The organism is Agromyces sp. Y182 (assembly GCF_059445385.1).
Genome location: NZ_JCAIUF010000001.1, coordinates 1,061,306 through 1,084,401, shown reverse-complemented (window position 1 = coordinate 1,084,401; position 23,096 = coordinate 1,061,306). Strand labels below are relative to the sequence as shown.

Genomic DNA, 23,096 nt, shown 5'->3' with positions numbered 1-23,096 from the left:
CCGCTCGGAGACGGGCCGGGAGGACCGTCGTTCGGGGTGGATCAGATGGCGGCGTCGTCGAGGGCCTGCTGCAGCTCCTCGATGAAGCTCGCAGCGGCCTCTTCGGGAGTCAGCTCGCCGAAGAGCACCAACTGGGTGTGCTGATCGATGATCGTCTCGATCATGCCGCCGCCCGGCGGGGTTGCCGGAGGTGCGTCGCCGACCTCGGGAGCGAGGTCGTCGAGGAATCCGACGACCGTCTGGTTGACCTCGTCGAGCTTCGGGGTGATGTACTCGCGGATCGCCTCGTTCGCCGGCACTCCGCGCTCGGCGAGCAGCAGATCGGCCGCATCCTCGCTGTTGGCGAGGTAGTCGAGGAAGAGTGCGACCTCTGCGGGGTGCTCGGTCTTCGCCGACGCCGACCAGAACATGGAGGGCTTGTAGTACGGCCAGCCCTCAGGGGCATCCGACGTCGACGGCACGCGAAGTGCGACGAGGTCTTGGCCGCTCGCGTCTCGCAGCGCCTGCACCTGGTTCGACCACCACGGGCCGAACGCCGACTGGTTCGTCGCGGTGAACGACTCGGCGAGTCCGCCCGATTCGCGCTCGATCGTGGCTGCCGGGTCGGGGGTCGCGCCGGCCTCGGTGGCGTCGAGCAGAAGCTGCCACCACGAAGCGAGGTCTTCCTCGGTCGCGGCGACTTCACCGTCGGTCGAGTAGAGCGAGCCGCCTTGTTGACGCAGCCAGTTGTTCAGGCCACCGTCTTCGAAGCCCCACGACTGCGAGCCGACGACGGTGCCGCCGCTCGCGGTCGAGACTTCTTCCGCTATCTCGAGGAAGTCGTCCCACGTCCACGTCTTGTCGTCGGGCAGGTCGATGCCGTACTGGTCGAGCAGATCGGCGTTGGCCATGATCGTGTACGAGTTGATGCCGACGGGAATGCCGTACTGAGTGCCGTCGAGCGCGCCGGTGCCGAGCACCGCTTCGGGGAACTCGCCGGTGTCGAGGTTCGTCGCGAGCGTGCCGAGGTCGAGCAGCACACCGTTCGCGGCGTAGGTCGAGAGCTGCTTCTCGTCCATCTGGATCAGGTCGGGGGTGTCTCCCGCCGCAACCGTGGTCGAGAGCTTGTCCCAGTACCCCGCCCAGTCGGTGTACTGGGGCTCGATGGTGATGTTCGGGTTCTCCTCCTCGAAGGCCGCGATGAGCTCCTCCGTGATGGCGTGGCGGGTGTCGTTGCCCCACCAGGTGAACGAGAGCGTGACGGGCTCGTCGGAGAGCTCGAGCGTCTCAGGGGCCGCGGCCTCGCCGCCGCTTGCGCAGGCCGTGAGCGCGAGCATCGTCGCTGCGCCCAGGGCCGAGGCGACGCCGAGACGGCGTCGGAGTGTGCCTCGCATGGTGTTTCCTTCCTGCTGATGAAGTGGTGCTCGGGGTGGAACGGGTCGGGGACCGCAAGGTGCGCTCCCGGGACCGGCGGGGGCCGGTCACTTTCCTCCGGTGGTCGCGATGCCCTTGAGCAGGAATCGCTGGCCGAAGAGGAAGATGAGGAAGATGGGGATGAGCGAGACGACGCTCATTGCGAACATCTCTCCGTAGTCGGTGGCGCTCTGCGCGTCTTGGAACGCGTTCAGCGCCAGCGGCACCGTGTAGAGGTCGGGCTTCGTGAGGTAGATCAGCTGGCTGAAGAAGTCGTTCCACGTCCAGATGAAGGTGAAGATCGCCGTGGTCGCGAGCGCGGGCACCATGAGCGGCAGGATCACCTGCAGGAAGATGCGCGGATGCCCCGCACCGTCGATGCGGGCCGCCTCGTCGAGTTCGCGCGGGATGCCACGGATGAACTGCACCATCAGGAAGATGAAGAACGCGTCGGTCGCGAGCAGCTTCGGCACGATCAGCGGCAGGAAGGTGTTCACCCAGCCGAGTGAGGAGAACATGACGTACTGCGGCACGATGATGACGTGGATCGGCAGCATGATGCTGAGCAGCATGATCGCGAACCAGAAGCGCTTGCCCGTGAACTCGAGCCTGGCGAACGCGTAGGCGGCGAGCGAGCACGACACGAGGTTGCCGACGATGCAGCCGAGCACGACGAGGCCCGAGTTCAGCAGGTAGACGTTGAACGGGTACGAGAGGGCGTTCCAGCCGTCGACGTAGTTCGCGACTTCGAAGCTGTCGAGCACGATGCCGGGTTCGCGGAAGATGAGCTCGTTCGGGCGCAACGAGCTGACGACCATCCAGATCACCGGGTACAGCATCAGCGCTGCGCTCACGACGAGGATGGCGTGCCGAATCAGGCTCGAGACGGGCTTTCGAAGCGGATGCCGCGTGCGGCGTGCGTTGCGGACCTGATCGTCGCCTGCTCCGGTCACGACCGACTCGGTGAGGGGCTCGCGGGTCACGGGGTCGTCAATCCTGGTCATCGTAGAACACCCAATACTTGGAGGCCCAGAAGTTCAGGGCGGTGAATGCGGCGATGATCACGAGCAGGAGCCAGGCCATCGCCGAGGCGTAGCCCATGTCGAGGTTCGCGAAGCCGCGTTGATACAGGTAGAGCGTGTAGAAGAGCGTCGAGTCGACCGGGCCGCCGGTGCCGCCCGAGACGATGAACGCCTGGGTGAACGACTGGAATGCGCCGATGATCTGCAGGATGAGGTTGAAGAAGATGATCGGCGTGAGCATCGGCAACGTGATGCGCCAGAACTGCTGCCACTTCGTGGCCCCGTCGACGGAGGCCGCCTCGTAGTACATCGCCGGGATCTGACGGAGCCCCGCGAGGAAGATCACCATGGGCGAACCGAAGGTCCAGACGTTCAAAATCATGAGGGTGCCGAGCGCCGTATCGGGGTTGGAGATCCAGCCCTGCCCCTCGATGCCGAAGAAGCCGAGCACCTGGTTGATGAGCCCGTCGACGCCGAACAGCTGGCGCCACAGCATCGCGATCGCCACGCTCGCGCCGAGCAGCGACGGTAGGTAGAACGCGGAGCGGTAGAACGCGAGACCGCGCAGGCCACGGTCGAGGGCGATGGCGAGCACGAGCGCGAGGCCGAGCTGCAGGGGCACCGAGATGAAGACGTACTGGAAGGTGACCCAGAGCGAGGTGTGGAGTCGCTCGTCTTCGAGCATGCGGGCGAAGTTGTCGAGACCGTTGAACTTCGGCGGGCTCAACAGGTTGTAGCGGGTGAACGAGAGCACGAGCGAGGCGACCATCGGCCCGACCGTGACGAGGGCGAGCCCGAGGAACCAGGGTGCGAGGAACAGGTACGCGGCGCGATTCTGCTTGCGTTGGGGTGCTGCGGCGCCCCCTTTGATGCGGCGCAGCTCGCCGAGGGCGCTCATCGCGGGCCTCGCCGGCGCCGCTGCGAGCGGGCCGCTCTTGCGGTGGGTGGTGCCACGTCGGTCTCCAGTCATCGTCGTTGATCACCGTCTGAGAAAGCGCTATCTCAGGTGCTGGAGACGTTTCTACCCCATGAGTTCGGCACCCCGCAAGCGTTTTCCGAGAATCTGTGCCGAAATCACCTAATTGTTGAGAAAGGGCTTTCTCACCAATTTATATAGACCGGCTATGTATACTTGAGCTATGACGCAGCCCGACCTCCCTACGGTCATCGGAGATCTCGTCTCCGTGAACCACCGGCTCACCCGCCTCGCCGCGACCGTCACCGGCAGCACCGAATCACCCGCCGTCTGGCGCACCCTCAGCGTGCTCCGCGATCTCGGTCCGATGCGGCTGGGCGAACTCGCCCGAGTCAGCCGGGTCAGCCAGCCCACCATGACGAAACTCGTGCACACCCTCGACGAGCGCGGCTGGATCCGCCGCATCGCCGACACGAGCGACGCCCGCGCCTGGCTCATCTCGGCCGATCCGCACGGCCTCGCTGCCCTCGACGCGTGGCGCGGTGCATTGGTCGACGCGCTCGCACCCACCTTCGCCGACCTCGACCCGGGCGAAGTCGACACGCTCGCCGCCGCCGTCGAGATCGTGCGCACGCGACTCGAGCGCGCGCGCGATGCCGCGAGCACCGGGGTCGTCGCGTGAGCGTCGACACCAGCGCCGTGCCCGTTCAGGCAGGCCACGAGGCATCCGCACCGTCGATGGCCACCGGGTACGGGGCATCCGGAGCCTCGATTCTGAAGCAGCCCAGGGCAGTCTGGGCCGTCGCGTTCGCCTGCGTCGTCGCGTTCATGGGCATCGGCCTCGTCGATCCGATCCTTCCCGCGATCGCCGCCGACCTGCAGGCGACGCCCACCGAGACCGAGCTGCTCTTCACGAGCTACCTCGTGATCACGGGCATCGCGATGTTCTTCACGAGCTGGCTCTCGAGTCGCATCGGTGCCAAGCGCACCCTGCTCATCGGGCTCGGCGTGATCGTCGTGTTCGCCACGCTCGCCGGCCTCTCGGGCGATGTCGAGTCGATCATCGGCTTCCGCGCCGGTTGGGGGCTCGGCAATGCGCTCTTCATCTCGACCGCGCTCGCGACGATCGTCGGTGCAGCTGCAGGCGGCAGCAGCTCGGCGATCATCCTCTACGAGGCGGCCCTCGGCCTCGGCCTCGCGATCGGGCCGCTCGTCGGCGGAGTTCTCGGCTCGTGGAGCTGGCGCGGCCCGTTCTTCGGCACCGCGGCGCTCATGGCGGTCGGGTTCGTCGCGATCATCACGCTGCTGCGCACGAACGGGGTCGACAAGCCCGCCCCGACGAAGCTCTCGGCACCGTTCCGCGCGCTCGCCCGTCCCGCGCTCGGAATCCTCGCGGCGGCGGCCCTGTTCTATAACATCGGCTTCTTCGTGCTGCTCGCCTACACGCCGTTCGCACTCGTGCCGCTCGGCATCGACAGCGCCATCGCCCTCGGTTTCGTGTTCTTCGGATGGGGGCTCGCGGTCGCCGTGACCTCGGTCTGGGTCGCGCCGCTGCTCACTGCGCGCATGCGCCGCACCCGGGTGCTCTGGCTCGTGCTGCCGCTGCTCGCGCTCGATCTCGTCGCCCTCGCGATCTTCATCGACTCCGTCGTCGGGGTCGTGGTGTGCGTCGTGATCGGCGGACTCCTGCTCGGCGTGCTGAACACCGTGCTCACCGAATGCGTGATGGATGCGACCGACTTGCCCCGCTCGGTCGCGTCGAGCGCCTACTCGGGCGTGCGCTTCCTCGGCGGCGCGGTCGCCCCGCCCGCCGCAACCCTGCTCGCCGACACGGTGTCGCCGTCGAGCCCGTTCATCGCGGGCGCGATCGCGGTGCTCATCGCCGCGGCGATCGTCGTGATCGGCCGCTCGAAGCTCGCGGCCGCGGACGGTGTCGCCGAGACTCCGACGGGCGAGGCGGAGGCGATCGGCCTCGGCGACGCCGCCTGAGCTGCGCGGCTGCGCGGCCGCCTGAGCTGCGCGGCTGCGCGGCTGCGTCGGCTCAGCGCGGGGCCGCTGTCGAGCTCGCCCGCACGACGAGTCGGGTCGGCATCGGAGCACCGGAATCGGGTAGCGGGTCGGCCACGGTGCTGTCGCCGAGCAGCCGGAGCACGACGTCGACGACCGATCGGCCCTGCTCGCCGGGGTGCTGCTCGATGGTCGTCAGGTCGAACATCTCGGCGTACTCGTGTCCGTCGACGCCGACGATCGAGAGATCTCGAGGCACATCGATGCCGAGTCGTTCGGCGGCGCGCATGGCACCGAAGGCCACCTCGTCGGATGCCGCGAAGAGCGCTGTCGGGCGACGCCCGGGATGTCCGAGCAACTGCAGGGCGGCGCGGTAGCCGCCCGGCATGCTCATCTCGGTCTCGACGACATCGCCCGCCGACGGCGTCAGGCCCGCAGCGGTCATCGCCTCGAGGTATCCGTGCCGCCGAAGGCCCTGCACGCTCGAAGGGCGATCGATGGAGCCGCTACCGGCCAGGTGTGCGATGCGGGTGTGTCCCAGGTGCAGCAGGTGCTCGGTGGCGAGCATGCCGACTGCGCGGTCGTCGACCGAGAGTCGCGCTGCCGCTCCGCCACTGCCGCCGAGGCAGGCCAGGGGCTTCTCGCGCCGGTCGAGCGACGACGCCTCGCGCTCGTCGAGGTCGACCCCCACGGCGATCACGGCATCGACCCGTTTGCGGGCGAGGAAGAAGTCGAAGACGCGATCGCGCTCGGGACCGGTGGCGGCGACGTTGTAGAGGGTGAGGTCATAGCCGGCGGCGAGCAGCGCGCGCTCGATGCCCTCGAGCACCTCGCCGAAGAACCACCGGTTGACGAACGGGATGACGACGCCGACGTTCTTCGTGCGCCCGGTGACGAGGCTGGCCGCGTCGGGAGAGACGATGTATCCGATCTTGCCCGCGGCCGCCTCGACGCGACGACGAGTGTCGTCGGCCACGTAGCCGCGGCCGCTGAGGGCCCGTGACGCCGTCGCCTTGGAGACGCCGGCGAGGCGCGCCACGTCGCCGATCACTGGCATCCGTGCCTCCCCTCCTCGGGCTGCTCCGCTGCAGAGTGTACTGCTCGAAGGAGCGAATGTGGAACCGTTTCCCGATAGCGCCGACACCGGTGAACGAACGTCGCGGGGCGCGTTGGGAGCGCTCTCTTCCAGTTTCGACGGCGTTCGGTCGTCAGTAGCCGAACCGTGACCTTCGATGACTTGTGAGGAGGGCGGCGGGTGACCTAGCGTGGAGGCTGGAACCGGTTCCCGGCTTCCCCTGCACCACACTCACTCAACGAGGAGATGACATGAGAATCAGACGGCATCGCCGTTGGATGGCCCCCGTGGTGGCGGCCGCAGCGGTCGGCCTCGCCCTGACGGGCTGTACGGGTGACATCGCGGACGAGGGTTCCGCCGACGTCGATTGCGGCCCTTACGAGGCGTACGGCACGTTCGAAGATGCCACGGTCACGGTCGCCGGTACGATCCTCGACCTCGAGGCGGATCGCCTCAATGAGTCGTGGGCCGACTTCGAGTCCTGCACGGGTATCGAGGTCGATTACCAGGGCTCCAGCGAGTTCGAGGCGCAGATCGCCGTGCTCGCCGAGGGCGGCAACGCCCCCGACGTGGGCATCGTTCCCCAGCCGGGCCTGCTCGCGCGTCTCGCTGCCGGTGGTTGGCTGATCCCGGCATCCCAGACCGTCGAAGACAACGTCGACGAATGGTGGTCCGAAGACTGGAAGCAGTACGGCAGCTTTGAAGACACCTTCTACGCCGCACCGCTCATGGCCAGCATCAAGGGCTACGTGTGGTACTCGCCGGCCGAGTTCGAGGAGAAGGGGTACGAGATCCCCAAGACCCTCGACGAGCTGACCGATCTCTCCGAGACGATCGCGGCTGAGGGCGACCACAAGCCGTGGTGCGTCGGCCTCGAGTCGGGCGACGCCACCGGCTGGCCGGGCACCGACTGGATCGAGGACTACATGCTGCGCCTGCACGGCGCCGACGTGTACGACCAGTGGGTCACGCACGGCATCCCGTTCAACGACCCGCAGGTCGCTGAGGCGTTCGACGCGGTCGGAGCGTACCTGAAGAACGAAGACATGGTCAACGGCGGCATCGGCAACGTGTCGACACAGGTCAGCGAAGCGTTCCAGACCGCCGGACTGCCGATCCTCGACGGGGAGTGCTCGCTGCACCACCAGGCGTCGTTCTACGAGACCTTCTGGAACCCCGAGGGAGGCGACGACGTGACGGTCGCGTCCGACGGCGACGTGTTCGCGTTCCTGCTTCCCCCGGTCAACGCCGACGACCCGCAAGCGGTCACCGGCGGCGGCGAGTTCCCGGTGGCGTTCCGCGACGCCGAAGAGGTCGAGGCGTTCCGCACGTACCTCTCGAGCGACACTTGGGCCAACAACCGGGTGAGTCTCGGCGGCGTGATCAGCGCGAACAAGGGGCTCGACCCCCAGGTCGCGTCGAGCGAGCTGCTGACGCAGTCGATCGAGATCCTCCAAGATCCCGAGACGACGTTCCGATTCGACGGTTCCGACCTGATGCCCGGCGCCGTGGGTGCCGACTCCTTCTGGAAGGGCATCGTCGCATGGGTCACGGGTGAAGACACCGCACAGGTGCTCGACACCATCGAGTCGAGCTGGCCCGCGAGCTAGCTGGCGCAACTCACGCCGATACCGGCATGATCGAGGGGCGGGGCTTTCAACCCCGCCCCTCGTTACCCGACTTCACGATCGACTCCGATTTCAACGAAGAACATGGGAGGCACCATGACCACGGCCGATCTGCTCGGCAAGCTCCTCCAGGTGGTGATGGGTCTCGCAATATTCGCCGCGGTGGTCGGTCTCCTCATCTTCTTCATCGACAAGGCCCCGAAGAAGGGCCGCGACTACTGGCAGCTCGTGTTGTTCCTGCTGCCGGCGATGCTCTTCATCGTGGTCGGGCTGGTGTATCCGGCGATCCGCACGAGCCTCTTGGCGTTCCAGGATTCGAGCGGCGACTGGACCTTCGACAACTTCGTCTGGACCTTCACGCAGCCCGCGGCCATCCGCACGCTGATCAATACGATCATCTGGGTGGCGCTCGTGCCGACGATCTCGACGGCCGTCGGCCTCGCGTACGCCGTATTCATCGACAAATCGCGGGGTGAGCGCTATTACAAGGTCATCCTGTTCATGCCGATCGCGATCTCCTTCGTCGGCGCGGGGGTCATCTGGCGCTTCGTCTACGAATACCGCGGGGGCGATCGTGAGCAGATCGGCCTGCTGAATGCGATCGTGACCGCCTTCGGTGGCGAACCGGTGCAGTGGTTGCAGTCCGACCCGATCAACACGATCCTGCTGATCGTCGTCATGATCTGGATCCAGACCGGGTTCGCCATGGTGCTCCTCAGCGCGGCTATCAAGGGCGTTCCGACCGAGCAGATCGAGGCGGCACAACTCGACGGCACGAACGGCTGGCAGCGTTTCTTGAACGTGACGGTGCCGGGCATCCGGGGCGCGCTCGTCGTGGTGCTCACGACGATCTCGATCGCCACGCTGAAGGTCTTCGACATCGTCCGCACGATGACCGCCGGAAACTTCAACACGAGCGTCATCGCGAACGAGATGTACACCCAGGCGTTCCGCGCGAGTGAAGTGGGTCGAGGTTCGGCGCTCGCGCTGATCCTGTTCGTGCTGGTGCTCCCGATCGTCATCTACAACGTCAATGTGCTTCGCAAGCAGAGGGAGATCCGATGAGCAGCGTCGCCCCCGCCGACCTCCCGACCGGCCAGAGGCTCGGCTCGATCGAGTCCGCGGAGGTGGCGGAGTACGGCACCAAGACCGCACGGGTCAAGAAGCGGTTGACCTCCCGTACGGCGACGATCATCGCGCTCATCATCGCGGTGGTCTGGACGATCCCGACCTTCGGGCTGCTCGTCTCGTCGTTCCGGCCGGCTGAACTCATTCGCACCACCGGCTGGTGGACGATCTTCCAGAACCCGGGCTTCACGCTCGACAACTACGCCGACGTGCTCCTCTCGACGTCATCGTCGTCTCCGCAGCTCGGCGCGTACATCGTCAACTCGGTCGCGATCGCGCTGCTCGCCACGTTGATTCCGCTCGTGTTCGCATCGATGGCGGCGTATGCCTTCGCCTGGATCAGGTTCAAGTGGGTGAACTGGCTCTTCATCTTCGTGTTCGCGCTGCAGATCATCCCGCTGCAGATGGCGCTCGTGCCGCTGCTGCAGATCTTCTCGACCTGGCTTCGTCCGATGCAGGCGTGGCTGCACGACGTCGTGCCGATCATCCCCGAGCAGAACTACCTGCCGTTGTGGCTGGCGCACTCGATGTTCGCCCTGCCGCTCGCGATCTTCCTGCTGCACAACTTCATCTCCGAGATCCCGTCCGACGTCATCGAGGCGGCGCGGGTCGACGGCGCGACCCACGGGCAGATCTTCTTCCGCATCGTGCTGCCGCTCGCGACCCCGGCGCTCGCATCGTTCGCGATCTTCCAGTTCATCTGGGTGTGGAACGACCTGCTTGTCGCCCTGATCTTCTCGGGCGGCACGCAAGACGTCGCACCACTCACCCAGCGATTGGCGGAGATGGTCGGCACGAGAGGTCAAGACTGGCAGCGGCTGACGGCCGCCGCGTTCATCTCGATCATCATCCCGCTTGGTGTGTTCTTCGGCCTACAGCGTTACTTCGTGCGCGGCCTCCTGGCCGGCTCCACGAAGGGGTAGGCCCAGCGACGTCGCAGACGGGCAGGGGGCGACGGATGCCGCGGGCGGAGGCTCGCGGCATCCGTCGTGCCGACCGGCCTTCGCATCGCTCATGCTCCTCCTCCGCTGCTCCGCTGCTCCTCCTCTGCTCCTCTGCTCTGCTGCTCCTCTGCTGCTCCTCTCCTCCTCCTCACCTGCAGCAATTCAGGACGGGAGGTGTGTCGCGCTGTCCTGAGGCGTCCGCTGACGGGCGACACGCGCTCCCGGCCTGAATTGCTGCACGGCCCACGAGCAAGCAGGAGCGCTGCGAGGGCAGGGGTGGTGTTCGACTGCAGCTGGTGCGTGCGGCCGCAGGGCCCGCCTGCGGGCGAATCCCGGCTCAGAGCGCCGGGGCGGCGAGCGCGGCCCGCACGGCCGCGAGCACCACGTGCCATTCGTCCATGACAAGGCGATAGGAGAAACGCGTCCGATACCCCATGGTCGCGAGTAGGGCGTCTCTGCGGCAGTCCTCGTCTTGCTGCGCGGCAGTTCGGTGCGTACCGCCGTCCCATTCGATGACGAGCCGATCGCCGATGACGAGGTCGACCCGTCCGATGCCGGGGAAGTCGACCTGATGCTGGCCGGTGATACCGGCCTGTTCGAGCCTGATGCGCCCGATCGTCTCGAGAAAGCTGTGACAGAGCGCGTTTCTGGCGGGAAGCTCGCGAACCAGCCAGGCCGGCAAGGTGCTCAACCAGCTCTCGAGATCGCGGCTGCCGACGGGGTCGTCGTGCAGGAATGAGTCCAACGCGGCGATGGCGAACTCGGGCGGCAGACAACTCACGATCTGGGTCACGGTCTCGAAGCGATCCGTCACGAGGCGCGGACGGGCGACAGCCGCCAGTGGAGACGTCCAATGCACCACGAGCGCGGGCGCGGCACTCGCGCCGATGCTCGCTGGCGATCTGAGCCTCGAACTGTTCTCGGGGACGCAGACGTGCAGCCCGTGGTGCTCCGGTGTCGCCCAGCCGTAGTGGGCCGCTGCCGAGACGCAGGCGAGCCTGCCACCGACCCGAATCGCCTGCCGGAGCTGGGTGTTCGTCTCGGGGAGCGCGTACCACCCACGACGCACACGCAGGAGACCGCCGCGGCGCACCGCCGCAGTCAGTGCGTGCGGCTCGATTCCGAGCGCGATGAGCTCGCGGGTTTCCGCGACACCGCCGAGCCGACGCACGAGTGGAATGGGATTCATCACTCTTGAGTAGCGCGGCGCCGAGGCATCCATGGTTCGAAGACGGCGACCTGTGGATGTCTCGCCGCACGGCATCGCTGTGGAGGGCGGGTTGGTCGTCCTCCCCGCGCAGCAATCCCTCACTCCCACGCAGCAGTCCCTCGCTCCCGCGCAGCAGTCCCTCACTCCCGCGCAGCAATTCAGGACGGGAGGGCGTGTCGCTCGCCGAATCGGCGGTGGATGGCGCGCGACACCCCTCCCCTCCTGAATTGCTGAAGGGCGAGGGGGGAGGGAGGGCGAGGGGGAGAGGGCTCGAGTGCGAGGGGGAGGGGAGAGGGCTCGAGGGGGAGGGAGCGGAATAGGGTGAACAAATGAGTATGCACGGGGGAGCGCCTCGCGGCGGCGGCGGAGGTCGCGGCGGCGGAGGTGGAGGCGGCGGCTCGCGCCGCGTGTTCTCTGGCGATGAACAGGCCCAGCGCGTCGCGAATGCCGAGGCCCCGCGGGTGCCGCACCTGCTGCGCCGGATCTCCGAATTGTTCGCCCCGCACAAACCCGCACTCATCACGACGGTCGTGCTCGTGCTCATCGGAGCGGGGCTCGCCATCATCCCGCCGCTGCTGACCCAGCGAGCGTTCGACGATGGACTGTTCCCGGTCGACGCGAGCGGCGAGGTATCCGGACCGAACCTGCCGGTGCTCATGTGGCTCGTCGTCGCGATGATCGCGGTGTACATCGTCTCGGCCCTGCTCGGGGTCTGGCAGACGTGGCTGACCGCGACGATCGGCAACAAGGTCATGGGTGCGCTGCGCGTGCGGCTCTTCACGCATCTGCAGGCGATGGAGCTCAGCTTCTTCACCCGCACGAAGACGGGCGTCATCCAGTCGCGGCTGCAGAACGATGTCGGCGGCGTCGCCGGCGTGCTGACGAACACCGTCTCGAGCGTGCTCGGCAACACGGTCACGGTGATCTCGGCGTTCATCGCGATGCTGATCCTCAACTGGCAGCTCACGATCATCGCGCTCGTGCTGATGCCGTTCATGGTCATCGCCCAGCGCCGAGTCGGCCAGGTGCGGGCGCGCATCGCGGGCAAGACGCAGGAGTCGCTGTCGGAGATGACGGCGATCACGCAAGAGACGCTATCGGTATCCGGCATCCTGCTGTCGAAGAGCTTCACTCGGCAGAAGAGCGAGATCGAGCGTTACGCCGACGAGAACCAGAACCAGATCCAGTTGCAGGTCAGGCAGCAGATGACGGGCCAGTGGTTCTTCGCGATGGTCAACATCTTCATGTCGTCGATTCCCGCGATCGTCTACCTGGTCGCGGGCTGGCTCGTCACCGGCGGCGTCGCGGATGTCACGGCGGGCACGATCGTCGCATTCACGACCGTGCAGGCGCGCCTGCTGTTCCCGCTCATGGGGCTCATGAGGGTCGCGCTCGACCTGCAGACCTCGAGTGCGCTGTTCGCCCGAATCTTCGAGTACCTCGACCTGAAGCCGGCGATCACCGACAAGCCCGATGCGATCGTGCTCTCGGCGGGGGGTCTCGATACGCGTCCTCCTTCGTCGGGCGCTACTCGACCGACGGATGCGGGCGCGTCGGGCGCTACTCGACCGACGGATGCGGGCGCGTCGGGCGCTACTCGACCGACGGATGCGGGTGCGTCGGGCGCTACTCGACCGACGGATGCGGGTGCGTCGGGCGCTACTCGACCGACGGATGCGGGCGGGATGCTCGGACGCGTGGAGTTCGACGAGGTCTCGTTCCGCTACCCCGACGCCGACGACGACTCCCGCCCCACGCTCGATCGGGTGAGCTTCACGATCGAGCCAGGCCAGTTCGCAGCATTCGTGGGTCCCTCGGGCGCGGGCAAGACGACGGTGTCGTATCTCGTGCCACGGCTGTACGAGGCATCCGCCGGTGCCGTGCGCTTCGCCGGTGTCGACGTGCGCGATCTCGTGCAGGAATCGCTCATCTCGCACATCGGCATCGTCAGTCAGGAGACCTACCTCTTCCACGCGACGATCGGCGAGAACCTGAGGTATGCGAAACCGGATGCTTCTGATGCCGAACTCGAGGCCGCGGCGCGCGCCGCGAACATCCACGAGACGATCGCCTCGTTCCCCGACGGCTATGACACCGTGGTGGGCGAACGCGGTTACCGCCTCTCCGGCGGCGAGAAGCAGCGCATCGCGATCGCGCGGGTGCTGCTGAAAGATCCGGCGGTGCTCGTGCTCGACGAGGCGACGAGCGCGCTCGACACGATCTCGGAGCGGGTCGTGCAGCAGGCGCTCGACGACGCCGCTCGCGGTCGAACGACCATCGCGATCGCCCACCGCCTCTCGACGGTGGTGGGCGCCGACGTGATCTTCGTGGTCGTCGCCGGCCGCATCGTCGAGCAGGGCACGCACGCCGAACTCGTCGGCGTCGAAGGCGTCTACGCCTCGCTGTACCGCCAGCAGGAGGAACGGCCGGTGCTGGAGAACTGAGTCGATCCGGCCGGCCGAAGCGAGCCGGCCGACCCGGCCGGGTCAGGCCTGTGCTCGCTCGGGTACTTCTCGCGCCAGGAGAACTGCCACTGCTCCGAGCATCGAGCCGGTGACGCGCCGCTGCCATTTCGTCCAGCTCGGCCGCTGGGAGAGGAAGCCCGAGATGGAGCCTGCGCCGAAGATGATCACTGCGTTCACCGCCATGCTCACGACGATCTGGATCGCACCGAGGATGAAGCCCTGCGCGGTCGTTCCGTCGCGGCTCGGGTCGATGAACTGGGGGATGAGCGCGAGATACATGACGGCGGTCTTCGGGTTCAAGAGGTTGGTGAGCAGGCCGACCCGGAACAACGTCGCGGGAGAATCCCGATGCAGGGGGCGCACCTCGAACGGGCCGTGTCCGCCTGGTTTGAGCGCTTGCCACGCGAGGTGGATCAGATAGAGGACTCCGGCGATCTTCAGGCCGGTGTACAGCCATGGCACGGCGACGAACACGATCGCGAGCCCGAGGTTCGCCATCGTCAGGTAGATCAGAAAGCCGGCTGCGGTGCCTCCGAGTGAGACCATTCCCGCCCGCCTCCCTTGGCTCACGCTTCGCGAGACGAGGTACACCATGTTCGGGCCGGGTGTGAGGACCATTCCGAGGGCGGTCAGTGCCATGCCGCCCGCCGCCACCAGGGAGACGGCACTTCCGAAGAGCATCATGGCGTCAACGATGATGTAATGGCGTTATGCATCTCAACCCTTACGGCGAGTACGCCGTACTGCTCGCTGCATCCCTGGCCAATGACTGGCCGGAAGATCGCGATGGCATCGTCGACCGCACGCGCGAGTTCGGCATGACCATGGACTTCCCCGTCGCCGATGACGACCATTCGCTGACCCGGCGTGTCGTCGACGAATGGCTCTCGGTCGTCGATGAACCTGATTCCCAGAATCGCTCACGACTCCTGAATGCCCAGATGGCCGTTGCCGCCGCATACCCGCGCCTGACCGACCACGACGGCGAAGGCTGGCACCTGCACTATCGCGATCTCGATCAGCCGCTTCCGGAGGTCATGGTTGCCGTGATCAGCGTCGGAACCGCGCTACACCTCAGTACCCGCGGCATGCAGCGGTTGAGCAGATGCGCAGCGGGACGCACTGCGGGCGACCCGTGCAGCAACGTCGTGGTCGACGTGACCCGCAACGGCCGCCAACGCTACTGCTCGGTGCGCTGCGCGAATCGAGATGCCGTCCGCAGGCATCGTGCGCGTTCGGCGAAGCCCGCTGCCCGCGCCCACTGAGCGCTGAGTTCTCGACGGTGACGTCGAACGACGCCCGCTACCCGGCCGGCGATCGATCCGCGAGCATCCCGGTCATGAGCTCGATCTCCGCGGTCTGGCTGTCGACGATCGAGCGTGCGAGCGCGACGACGACGTCGTTCGAGGAGCGCGCGAGCGCGGCATCCGCCATCTCGACCGCGCCCTGGTGGTGGGCGATCATGAGCTCGAGGAAGCGTCGTTCGGCTTCGACCCCGGTGAGTCCGCGCAGTTCCTCGACCTGGGCGGGCGTCGCGAGGCCGGGCATCGGCGCGCCCGGTGCGTGGGCGGCCGAGTCGCCGGCATCGGCGGTGTGCTCGCCATGCCCGGTCGCGCCGTCGGCGGCGGGCCGGGTCATCCACGTCATCGACGGTTCGCTGCCGGCTTGCGAGAGGCCCCATGCGGCGAGCCAGCCGTACATCTGCCCGGCCTGCTGGGCCTGCGTCGTCGCGATGTCGTAGCCGAGCAGGCGCACTTCGGCGTCGTCGGTCCCGTCGCGCACGATCATCGCGAGCTCGACGCCCTGCAGGTGGTGCACCTGCATGTCGCGGGCGAACCCCGCTTCGGCGCTCCTGTCGGTCGGCGTCGGCTCGGCGAGCGTCGAGAGCCGGCCGATCGAGAATGCCGCGATCGCGACGACGACGACGGCGATGGATGCCACGACGATGACCGCGACCCGTCCGCCGCGACGCGGCTCGGGGCCGGCGGACCCACCAGCAGTCTCGCCGGCGGTCACGACACCCTGCCGGGCGCGTCGTATGCGCCCGTGCAGGCCGCACCGGGCTCGGGCACGTTCTGGCTCTTCCAGAACTCCTCGAAGAAGGCGGGGATGCGCGCATCGTCGGCGCTGTCGAGTGCGAGCTGCGTGTTCCAGCCGCTCAACACGATCGGGGAGGGCAGGCCTTCGAAGGGTGAAAGCACGACGTAGGTCGAGGGGAGGAGCTTCTTCAGCGCGTCGAGCTCGCCGGCGGGCAGCTCGGAGTCGTAGGTCACCCAGATCGCGCCGTGCTCGAGCGAGTGCACGGCATTCTCGTTCGGCACCGGCTGCTCGTAGACGCCGCAGTTCAGCCACATCTGGTTGTGCTCGCCGCCCGCGGGCGGGGTCTGCGCGTAGTCGACGACGCCCTCGACGTGGCCGGCGGGGTTGTCGAACGTCTCGACACCCTCGATCTCGGTGCCATCGCCGCCAGCGCTGTACGAGACCGGCTGCGGGGTCAGCACGATCGCCGCGACGAGCAGCCCGACGACGGCGACGCCGCCGACGACGGCCGACCAGATGCCGATGCGGCGGTTGCGCTTGGTGCGCGCCTCACGCTTCCGGAACTCCTCGAGCTTGCGCGCGCGCTCCTCGGCGCGCTGCTGCTTGATCGACAGCTGCTTCTTGACTGCGGGGGGAACGGGCGGGGTCGCGCTCACGCGTTGGCCTCTCTCGAAAGGTTGTCGGTTCAATCATACGAACGCATACGCTGGGAGAACACCCTGATTGCGGCATCGACTCGTCTCTTCGACTCGATCGTACGAGCCGATAGAGTGGCTTCGTGATCCTCGCGCTGTGTTGTCGCTGACGCCGACAAGACCGACCCCGCACGCCCGATCGTTCGCCGCTCTCGTCCGCCCACGACGCGGATCGAGCCGACCAGCTAGGACACCAGCATGAAGTACGCAGAATCCATCGTCGATCTCGTCGGTGACACTCCTCTCGTGAAGTTGCAGCACGTCACGAAGGGAGTGACGGATGCCACGGTGCTGGTCAAGCTCGAATACCTGAACCCCGGCGGCTCATCGAAAGACCGCATCGCGGCCCGCATCATCGACGCGGCCGAACGCGAGGGCAAGCTGAAGCCCGGCGGCACGATCGTCGAACCGACCTCTGGCAACACCGGGGTGGGGCTCGCGCTCATCGCGCAGCAGCGCGGCTACCGCTGCGTGTTCGTGTGCCCCGACAAGGTCGGCGAAGACAAGCGCAACGTGCTCACCGCGTACGGCGCAGAGGTCGTCGTGACGCCGACCGCGGTCGCGCCCGACAGCCCCGAGTCGTACTACGGCGTCTCCGACCGGCTCGCCCGTGAGATCCCGGGGGCGTTCAAGCCCGACCAGTACTCCAACCCCAACGGGCCGCGTTCGCACTACGAGACGACCGGCCCCGAGATCTGGCGCGACACCGAGGGCAAGGTGACCCATTTCGTCGCCGGCGTCGGCACGGGCGGCACGATCACCGGCACCGGGCGATATCTGCGTGAGGTTTCCGAAGATCGGGTGCGCATCATCGGCGCCGACCCTGAAGGCTCGGTGTACTCGGGCGGCACCGGCCGTCCGTACCTCGTCGAGGGTGTCGGCGAGGATTTCTGGCCGTCGGCGTACGACCCCGCGGTGCCGCACGAGATCATCGCCGTCTCCGACGCGGAGTCGTTCGACATGACCCGCCGGCTCGCTCGTGAAGAGGGCGTGCTCGTCGGCGGCTCGAGCGGCATGGCCGTCGTCGCGGCGCTCAAGGCCGCGGCATCCGCCGGCCCCGACGATGTGTTCGTGGTGCTGCTGCCCGACGGGGGTCGCGGCTACCTCGGCAAGATCTTCAACGACAAGTGGATGCGCGCCTACGGCTTCTCGAACGCCCCCGCCGGCCACACGATCGCCGAACTGCTCGCGGCGAAGGCCGACCGCACGGCACCCCTCGTCTACGTGCACCCGAACGACACCGTGCGTGAGGCGATCGACCGCATGACCGAGACCGGGGTCTCGCAGCTGCTCGTGCTGACCGCCGAGCCGCCCGTCGTGCTCGGCGAGGTGCTCGGTGCGCTGAACGAAGAGACGCTGCTCGACCTCGTGTTCTCGGGCCAGGCGAAGCTCACCGACAAGGTCTCGAGCGTGGTGGGCGAATCACTGCCGCTCATCGGGGTCAATGAGCCCGTGGCATCCGCTCGCTCTGCGTTCGGGGCGGCGCCCGCGATGCTCGTGACCGATGGCGGCAAGGCCCTCGGCGTCGTCACCCGTACCGACCTGCTCAGCTACCTCTCGGCCTGACGGCCGCACGCTCGGTCTGACCGCCGTAACCGACGCAAGGAACCAACCGCACATGCTCCACGACGACGCCCGCTTCGACACCCGCGCGATTCACGCCGGGCAGGAGTTCGACCCGACGACCGGCGCGGTCATTCCTCCCATCTATGCGACGTCGACGTATGTGCAAGACGGCATAGGCGGCCTGCGCGGCGGTTACGAGTATTCGCGCGGCGGCAATCCGACCCGCACGGCGCTCGAGACCCAGCTCGCGGCACTCGAGGGCGGCGCACGCGGCCTGTCGTTCGCGTCGGGCCTCGCGGCAGAAGACGCCCTGCTGCGCACCGTGCTCGTGCCCGGCGATCACGTCGTCATCGGCAACGATGTGTACGGCGGCACGCACCGGCTGATCCGCCAGATCCACGGCGCATGGGGCGTGCGGCACACGACCGTCGACACGAGCGACCTCGATGCGGTGCGCGGGGCGATCGAGCCCGGCACGAAGGTGCTGTGGGTCGAAACGCCGTCGAACCCCCTCATGAAGATCTCGGATGTCGCGGCGCTCGCCGAGCTCGGTCGTGAGGCCGGTGTGCTCGTGGTCGTCGACAACACGTTCGCGTCACCCGCGCTGCAGCAGCCGCTCGCACTCGGCGCCGACGTCGTCGTGCACTCGACGACGAAGTACCTCGGCGGCCACTCCGATGTCGTCGGCGGCGCGCTCGTGTTCGGCTCGGAGACGGGCGCCGGTCGAGCCGAGTTCGCCGACCTGCCCGAGCGGGTGACGTTCACCCAGTTCGCGGCGGGGGCGGTCTCGGGGCCGTTCGATGCGTTCCTCACCTCGCGGGGCATCAAGACACTGGGCGTGCGCATGGAGCGGCACAGCCGGAACGCCCTCGCGATCGCGGAGCGTCTCGAGGGTCACGCGGGTGTCGAGCGTGTGTACTACCCGGGGCTCGAGTCGCATCCCGGACACGAGCTCGCCGCCCGGCAGATGTCTGGCTTCGGCGGCATGCTGTCGATCGCGCTCACCGGGGGTGCCGTGGCGGCACGACGATTCGCGGAGTCGACCGAGCTGTTCCAGCTCGCCGAGTCGCTCGGCGGCGTCGAGTCGCTCGTCAACTACCCCTCGGCGATGACGCACGCCTCGGTGAAGGGCACCGAGGCGGAGGTGCCCGAGTCGATCGTGCGTCTCTCGGTCGGCATCGAAGACGTCGCCGATCTGCTCGCCGACATCGACGGGGCGCTCGCGCGCCTGTAGCGGCATCCGCTCTCGCACGCGTCGCCCACGACCTTTTGCGGCATCCGCTCTCGCACGCGACTCTCACGACCTTTGCGGCATCCGCTCTCGCACGCGACTCTCACGACCTTTTGCGGCATCCGCTCTCGCACGCGACTCTCACGACCTTTTGCGGCATCCGCTCTCGCACGCGACTCTCACGACCTTTTGCGGCATCCGCTCTCGCACGCGACTCTCACGACCTTTTGCGGCGTGACGGGCGTTGCACAGCGCCGTCACGCGGCAAAGGGTCGTGGAACAGTGGGAGAATAGAGGTAGGCGCGCGGCACGTCACCGGCGCCGCAGGAGATGAGCCCTCATGGTTGCTCTCACCGTCACCCTGATCGTCGTCGGCATCGCCGCGATCATCCTCTTCTTCATGTCGGTGCGCATCGTGAAGCAGTACGAGCGCGGCGTGGTGCTGCGATTCGGCCGGCTGCACAACGTGCGCGATCCCGGCATCCGCTTCATCATTCCGATCGTCGACGTGATGACCAAGGTGTCACTGCGCATCGTGACCCTGCCCATCCAGTCGCAGGGCATCATCACGAGGGACAACGTGACGGTGGGGGTCTCGGCCGTCGCCTACTATCGCGTCGTCGACCCCGTGAAGTCGGTGATCGCGATCGAGAACGTCACGTCGGCCATCGACCAGATCGCCCAGACGACGCTCCGCAAGGTCGTCGGCCAGCACCATCTCGACGAGACGCTTGCCGAGACGGCGACGTTGAACGCCAACATCCGGGTGATCTTGGATGTCACGACGGTCGAGTGGGGCGTCGAGGTCACGCTCGTCGAGCTGAAGGACATCCTGCTGCCCGACTCGATGAAGCGGGCGATGGCCAAGCAGGCCGAGGCCGAGCGCGAGAAGCGGGCGAAGATCATCGCGGCCGAGGGGGAGTCGCTTGCCGCCGCGCAGCTCGGGGTCGCGTCGGACACGATGATGGCGCATCCGCTCGCCCTGCAACTGCGCACCCTGCAGACGCTCGTCGAAGTCGGCGTCGACAAGAACACGCTCGTGCTCTTCCCGGCACCGCTCATGACCTCGATCGGCGAGCTGACGAACTTCATCGATCGCGAGGCGGCCGTCGCTCAGGTGCGCGGGCACTGACACGGTGCGCGCGGCGCGCGACGCCTCGCCCGCAGTTCTCGTGTGCGAGTGGCGGGCGGGCTCGTTGGGGCGCGCGGACGACGATCCCGCGAGTACTTCCCCGCGTTGGCAGTTTATCGACGGAGCATGTCAGGGCTGCCAGCGATGGCGGTCGGTGGGATGCTCCAGAATGAGCTGGTGACTTCGAACGATACCTCCGTGGCGGCCGGCACCGCAGCCCCCGTCGCAGCTGCCGTCGGTACGTCGGCCGGCGAGCCGGCCGGCGCCGCTTCCGCCCCGCAGGCGCACCGCGGCACCCTCGGGCTCGTGCAGGGCACCGCGCTGTACATCGCGAGCGTGCTGGGCACGGGCATTCTCGTGCTCCCAGGGCTCGCAGCCGCGGCCGCCGGCCCCGCGTCGATCGTCGCTGTGGCTGCGGTGCTCGTGCTCTCCATCCCGCTCGCCGGCACCTTCGCGGCGCTCGCCTCGCGCTACCCCGACGCGGGCGGGGTCGCCAGTTACGTGCGACGTGCGCTCGGCGGCACCGCAGCACGCATGGCGGGCTACTGGTTCTTCTTCGGCGTGTGCGTGGGTGCGCCGGTGCTTGCGATCCTCGGCGGCGAGTACGTCGTCGCCGTGCTCGGCGTCGATCGTGCGGCAGTGCCGATCATCGGCTTCGCGGTCTTCGTGCCGCCGTTCATCGCCAACTGGTTCGGCATCCGCGTCGCCGGCTGGGTGCAGTTCGTGCTCACCGGGCTCTTGATCACCGTCGTGGTCGGTGTGGTCGCGGTCACGTTCCCGGCGGTCGACGCCGCCAACTTCGAGCCGTTCCTGCCCAACGGCTGGGGAGGGGTCGGCATCGCGATCAGCCTCTTCGTCTGGGCGTTCGCCGGCTGGGAGGTCGGCACCCACCTCGCCGGCGAGTTCAAGAACCCACGGCGCACGATCCCGCTCGCGACGGCGATCGCCGTCGTCGTGGTGGGCGCGGGCTACCTCGCGCTGCAATTCGTCACCGTCGCAGTGCTCGGCGATCGTGCCGGCAACGGGCAGGTGCCCCTGCTCGACCTCGTCGAGACGACCGCGCCCGGCATCGGGCCGGTGCTCGTCGCGATCATCGCCGCGATCGTCACGGTCGGCGTGATGAACGCGTACCTCCCCGCTTTCGGCAAGCTCGGTGCCGCGCTCGGGCGCGACGGCGACCTGCCACGGTTCTTCGCGAAAGGGGCGGCCGACGGCGAGGTGCCGCGCCGTGCCCTCGCGCTCACGGGTGTGCTCATCGTCGTCTACTTCGGGCTCATGCTGCTCAACGACCTCGACCTCACCGGCTTCATCCTCATCCACACGAGCAACATGGTCGCGATCTACGCCGTGGGCATGCTCGCCGCGACCCTGCTGCTGCGCCGCTGGTCGTTCGGCTGGTGGCTCGCGGTCGTCGCGACCGTCATGACCGCCGGGCTCCTCGTGCTCGCCTGGGCGAACCTCGTCGTGCCGCTCGTGCTCGCGCTCGCCGCCGTCATCGTGACGATCGTTCGCCGAGTGCGCACGCCGACGCGGCGCGCGCTCACGCCGACCACGACCACGACCACGACCGCAACCGCGACTGCAACCGCGACTGCGACCCCGACCGCAGAGGAACCCTGGTGACCGACTACAGAGCCCGCTTCGACGCCCAGATCGACTTCGTCAACGGGGGAGGCCTTCGCGCCGAGGCATTCCGACTCGACGTGCCGTCGGCCGAGCTCACCGAGGGAGAGATCGCCGAGCTCCTCGTGCGTCACCTCGGCCTCGCGCTCGTCGGAAGCATCGAACTCTCCAACCTCGAGATCGTCGAAGAAGCGCACCGCGGGTCTCGTGGCGTGGCCGATGCAGGTGGGCCTGCGAGTAAGACGGGCGCAGCGGCATCCGATCGGCTCGATGTCACGCGGCGCGGCCGGCTCGTCGACCTCAGCCACACGATCAGCGCGGGCCTCGTGACCTATCCCGGCCTTCCCGCGCCGACGATCACGCCGCATCTCACGCGCGAGGAGTCGCGCGAACGCTACGCACAGGGCACGGAGTTCGCGATGGACGTCATCACGATGATCGGCAACACGGGCACCTACCTCGACAGCCCCTTCCACCGCTACGCCGAGGGCGGTGACCTCGCGAGCCTGTCGCTCGAGACGCTCGTCGGCATCCCGGCCGAGGTGTTCAGGTTGACGGATGCCGCCGAGCGCGGCATCCCCGCCGAGGTCTTCTTCGACCGTGACCTCGCCGGCACGGCCGTGCTGCTGCACACCGGCTGGAGCCGTCACTTCGGCCGACCCGAGTACGCCGAAGGGTCGCCGTTCCTCACCGAGGCCGGCGCGCAGCACCTCGCCGACGCCCGAGTCGCGATCGTCGGCATCGACTCGCTCAACATCGACGACACCGAGTCGGGCGGCGAGCGGCCGGCGCACTCGATCCTGCTCGCGGCGGGCATCCACGTGGTGGAGCACCTCACAGGGCTGGCCGACGTGCCGCCCCGCGGGGCACGGTTCACAGCGGTGCCACCTCGGGTCGCAGGCTTCGGCACCTTCCCGGTGCGCGCCTTCGCGGAGCTTCCGGTCTCGTCGTAGCGGCGCCGGCGCGCCTTCCCACCCCTCAGAAGCCGCGAATCGGCCGAATCGACCGAATCCACCGGGTCG

Annotated in this window: 20 protein-coding genes; 12 read left to right on the top strand and 8 right to left on the bottom strand. The window is 67.8% G+C overall.

Annotation, left to right across the window (positions count from 1 at the left end; all coding sequences use genetic code 11):
• Nucleotides 1-41: 41 nt before the first annotated feature.
• The 3 genes from AC1C2R_RS05035 to AC1C2R_RS05025 form a co-directional block, all read right to left on the bottom strand.
• Nucleotides 42-1,373 (bottom strand): ABC transporter substrate-binding protein, encoded by a 1,332-nt coding sequence (locus AC1C2R_RS05035; protein ID WP_495351423.1) that lies wholly within the window; start codon nt 1,371-1,373, stop codon nt 42-44.
• Nucleotides 1,374-1,460: 87 nt separating this feature from the next.
• On the bottom strand, nt 1,461-2,231 hold the full coding sequence (locus AC1C2R_RS05030) for a carbohydrate ABC transporter permease (RefSeq protein WP_495353196.1): 771 nt from the start codon (nt 2,229-2,231) through the stop codon (nt 1,461-1,463).
• A gap of 151 nt (nt 2,232-2,382) precedes the next feature.
• Nucleotides 2,383-3,312 (bottom strand): carbohydrate ABC transporter permease, encoded by a 930-nt coding sequence (locus AC1C2R_RS05025; RefSeq protein WP_495353195.1) that lies wholly within the window; start codon nt 3,310-3,312, stop codon nt 2,383-2,385.
• 241 nt (nt 3,313-3,553) lie between these two features.
• On the opposite strand from AC1C2R_RS05025, the gene AC1C2R_RS05020 reads away from it, so the two are divergent.
• Together AC1C2R_RS05020 and AC1C2R_RS05015 are read left to right on the top strand one after the other, a co-directional pair.
• Nucleotides 3,554-4,012, top strand: a complete 459-nt coding sequence (locus AC1C2R_RS05020; RefSeq protein WP_495351422.1) for a MarR family winged helix-turn-helix transcriptional regulator — start codon at nt 3,554-3,556, stop codon at nt 4,010-4,012.
• A gap of 56 nt (nt 4,013-4,068) precedes the next feature.
• Nucleotides 4,069-5,319, top strand: a complete 1,251-nt coding sequence (locus tag AC1C2R_RS05015) for an MFS transporter (protein WP_495380373.1) — start codon at nt 4,069-4,071, stop codon at nt 5,317-5,319.
• 52 nt (nt 5,320-5,371) lie between these two features.
• Here the strand turns inward: AC1C2R_RS05015 and AC1C2R_RS05010 are convergent, their stop codons facing one another.
• Nucleotides 5,372-6,394: a LacI family DNA-binding transcriptional regulator gene (locus tag AC1C2R_RS05010; RefSeq protein ID WP_495379190.1), complete on the bottom strand. Its 1,023-nt coding sequence runs from the start codon at nt 6,392-6,394 to the stop codon at nt 5,372-5,374.
• A 269-nt stretch (nt 6,395-6,663) separates the two neighbouring features.
• Here AC1C2R_RS05010 and AC1C2R_RS05005 point away from each other — a divergent pair, with 269 nt between their 5' ends.
• The 3 genes from AC1C2R_RS05005 to AC1C2R_RS04995 all read left to right on the top strand — a co-directional run bounded on the left by AC1C2R_RS05005 (nt 6,664) and on the right by AC1C2R_RS04995 (nt 10,091).
• A complete protein-coding gene (locus AC1C2R_RS05005; protein WP_495379189.1) occupies nt 6,664-8,022 on the top strand; it encodes an ABC transporter substrate-binding protein in 1,359 nt (452 codons plus the stop codon).
• 114 nt (nt 8,023-8,136) lie between these two features.
• On the top strand, nt 8,137-9,105 hold the full coding sequence (locus AC1C2R_RS05000) for a carbohydrate ABC transporter permease (RefSeq protein ID WP_495351419.1): 969 nt from the start codon (nt 8,137-8,139) through the stop codon (nt 9,103-9,105).
• Nucleotides 9,102-10,091, top strand: coding sequence for a carbohydrate ABC transporter permease (locus tag AC1C2R_RS04995; protein ID WP_495379188.1), 990 nt, complete (start codon nt 9,102-9,104; stop codon nt 10,089-10,091). Before AC1C2R_RS05000 ends, AC1C2R_RS04995 begins: the two co-directional genes overlap by 4 nt.
• Nucleotides 10,092-10,449: 358 nt before the next feature.
• Here AC1C2R_RS04995 and AC1C2R_RS04990 read toward each other — a convergent pair whose 3' ends face one another.
• Nucleotides 10,450-11,301, bottom strand: coding sequence for an endonuclease domain-containing protein (locus AC1C2R_RS04990; protein ID WP_495379187.1), 852 nt, complete (start codon nt 11,299-11,301; stop codon nt 10,450-10,452).
• Nucleotides 11,302-11,651: 350 nt separating this feature from the next.
• Here AC1C2R_RS04990 and AC1C2R_RS04985 point away from each other — a divergent pair, with 350 nt between their 5' ends.
• A complete protein-coding gene (locus AC1C2R_RS04985) occupies nt 11,652-13,766 on the top strand; it encodes an ABC transporter ATP-binding protein (protein ID WP_495379186.1) in 2,115 nt (704 codons plus the stop codon).
• Nucleotides 13,767-13,808: 42 nt separating this feature from the next.
• Here the strand turns inward: AC1C2R_RS04985 and AC1C2R_RS04980 are convergent, their stop codons facing one another.
• Nucleotides 13,809-14,471, bottom strand: a complete 663-nt coding sequence (locus tag AC1C2R_RS04980) for a LysE family translocator (protein WP_495379185.1) — start codon at nt 14,469-14,471, stop codon at nt 13,809-13,811.
• 26 nt (nt 14,472-14,497) lie between these two features.
• Here AC1C2R_RS04980 and AC1C2R_RS04975 point away from each other — a divergent pair, with 26 nt between their 5' ends.
• The gene (locus AC1C2R_RS04975; RefSeq protein WP_495379184.1) at nt 14,498-15,052 is read left to right on the top strand and encodes a CGNR zinc finger domain-containing protein; all 555 of its coding nucleotides are present in this window, start codon (nt 14,498-14,500) and stop codon (nt 15,050-15,052) included.
• 37 nt (nt 15,053-15,089) lie between these two features.
• On the opposite strand, the gene AC1C2R_RS04970 is transcribed toward AC1C2R_RS04975, so the two are convergent.
• Both AC1C2R_RS04970 and AC1C2R_RS04965 read right to left on the bottom strand, forming a co-directional pair.
• Nucleotides 15,090-15,803, bottom strand: coding sequence for a DUF305 domain-containing protein (locus AC1C2R_RS04970; protein WP_495379183.1), 714 nt, complete (start codon nt 15,801-15,803; stop codon nt 15,090-15,092).
• Nucleotides 15,800-16,483 (bottom strand): thioredoxin-like domain-containing protein, encoded by a 684-nt coding sequence (locus AC1C2R_RS04965; RefSeq protein ID WP_495379182.1) that lies wholly within the window; start codon nt 16,481-16,483, stop codon nt 15,800-15,802. The genes AC1C2R_RS04970 and AC1C2R_RS04965 overlap by 4 nt, the downstream gene beginning before the upstream one ends.
• Nucleotides 16,484-16,720: 237 nt before the next feature.
• Between AC1C2R_RS04965 and AC1C2R_RS04960 the strand changes: the two genes are divergently transcribed.
• The 5 genes from AC1C2R_RS04960 (at nt 16,721) to AC1C2R_RS04940 (ending at nt 23,027) form a co-directional block, all read left to right on the top strand.
• Nucleotides 16,721-18,088 (top strand): cystathionine beta-synthase, encoded by a 1,368-nt coding sequence (locus AC1C2R_RS04960; RefSeq protein WP_495351413.1) that lies wholly within the window; start codon nt 16,721-16,723, stop codon nt 18,086-18,088.
• A gap of 52 nt (nt 18,089-18,140) precedes the next feature.
• Nucleotides 18,141-19,322, top strand: coding sequence for a cystathionine gamma-synthase (locus tag AC1C2R_RS04955; RefSeq protein WP_495351412.1), 1,182 nt, complete (start codon nt 18,141-18,143; stop codon nt 19,320-19,322).
• Nucleotides 19,323-19,659: 337 nt separating this feature from the next.
• On the top strand, nt 19,660-20,451 hold the full coding sequence (locus AC1C2R_RS04950; protein WP_495379181.1) for a slipin family protein: 792 nt from the start codon (nt 19,660-19,662) through the stop codon (nt 20,449-20,451).
• Between the two features lie 177 nt (nt 20,452-20,628).
• Entirely contained in the window at nt 20,629-22,074 is a 1,446-nt protein-coding gene (locus AC1C2R_RS04945) for an APC family permease (RefSeq protein ID WP_495379180.1), read from the top strand.
• Nucleotides 22,071-23,027 carry a cyclase family protein gene (locus AC1C2R_RS04940; protein WP_495379179.1) on the top strand — a complete coding sequence of 319 codons (957 nt, stop codon included), beginning with the start codon at nt 22,071-22,073 and terminating at the stop codon, nt 23,025-23,027. The genes AC1C2R_RS04945 and AC1C2R_RS04940 overlap by 4 nt, the downstream gene beginning before the upstream one ends.
• Nucleotides 23,028-23,096: the final 69 nt, after the last annotated feature.

What these genes read in the sequence shown, in the direction of transcription:
- AC1C2R_RS05035 (WP_495351423.1), bottom strand. Translation starts at nt 1,373, where the DNA reads ATGCGAGGCACACTCCGACGCCGTCTCGGCGTCGCCTCGGCCCTGGGC.
- AC1C2R_RS04990 (WP_495379187.1), bottom strand. Translation starts at nt 11,301, where the DNA reads ATGAATCCCATTCCACTCGTGCGTCGGCTCGGCGGTGTCGCGGAAACC.
- AC1C2R_RS05030 (WP_495353196.1), bottom strand. Translation starts at nt 2,231, where the DNA reads ATGCTGTACCCGGTGATCTGGATGGTCGTCAGCTCGTTGCGCCCGAAC.
- AC1C2R_RS05005 (WP_495379189.1), top strand. Translation starts at nt 6,664, where the DNA reads ATGAGAATCAGACGGCATCGCCGTTGGATGGCCCCCGTGGTGGCGGCC.
- AC1C2R_RS04955 (WP_495351412.1), top strand. Translation starts at nt 18,141, where the DNA reads ATGCTCCACGACGACGCCCGCTTCGACACCCGCGCGATTCACGCCGGG.
- AC1C2R_RS04985 (WP_495379186.1), top strand. Translation starts at nt 11,652, where the DNA reads ATGAGTATGCACGGGGGAGCGCCTCGCGGCGGCGGCGGAGGTCGCGGC.
- AC1C2R_RS04980 (WP_495379185.1), bottom strand. Translation starts at nt 14,471, where the DNA reads ATGATGCTCTTCGGAAGTGCCGTCTCCCTGGTGGCGGCGGGCGGCATG.
- AC1C2R_RS04960 (WP_495351413.1), top strand. Translation starts at nt 16,721, where the DNA reads ATGAAGTACGCAGAATCCATCGTCGATCTCGTCGGTGACACTCCTCTC.
- AC1C2R_RS05000 (WP_495351419.1), top strand. Translation starts at nt 8,137, where the DNA reads ATGACCACGGCCGATCTGCTCGGCAAGCTCCTCCAGGTGGTGATGGGT.
- AC1C2R_RS05010 (WP_495379190.1), bottom strand. Translation starts at nt 6,394, where the DNA reads ATGCCAGTGATCGGCGACGTGGCGCGCCTCGCCGGCGTCTCCAAGGCG.
- AC1C2R_RS05025 (WP_495353195.1), bottom strand. Translation starts at nt 3,312, where the DNA reads ATGAGCGCCCTCGGCGAGCTGCGCCGCATCAAAGGGGGCGCCGCAGCA.
- AC1C2R_RS04950 (WP_495379181.1), top strand. Translation starts at nt 19,660, where the DNA reads ATGGTTGCTCTCACCGTCACCCTGATCGTCGTCGGCATCGCCGCGATC.
- AC1C2R_RS05020 (WP_495351422.1), top strand. Translation starts at nt 3,554, where the DNA reads ATGACGCAGCCCGACCTCCCTACGGTCATCGGAGATCTCGTCTCCGTG.
- AC1C2R_RS04995 (WP_495379188.1), top strand. Translation starts at nt 9,102, where the DNA reads ATGAGCAGCGTCGCCCCCGCCGACCTCCCGACCGGCCAGAGGCTCGGC.
- AC1C2R_RS05015 (WP_495380373.1), top strand. Translation starts at nt 4,069, where the DNA reads ATGGCCACCGGGTACGGGGCATCCGGAGCCTCGATTCTGAAGCAGCCC.
- AC1C2R_RS04975 (WP_495379184.1), top strand. Translation starts at nt 14,498, where the DNA reads ATGCATCTCAACCCTTACGGCGAGTACGCCGTACTGCTCGCTGCATCC.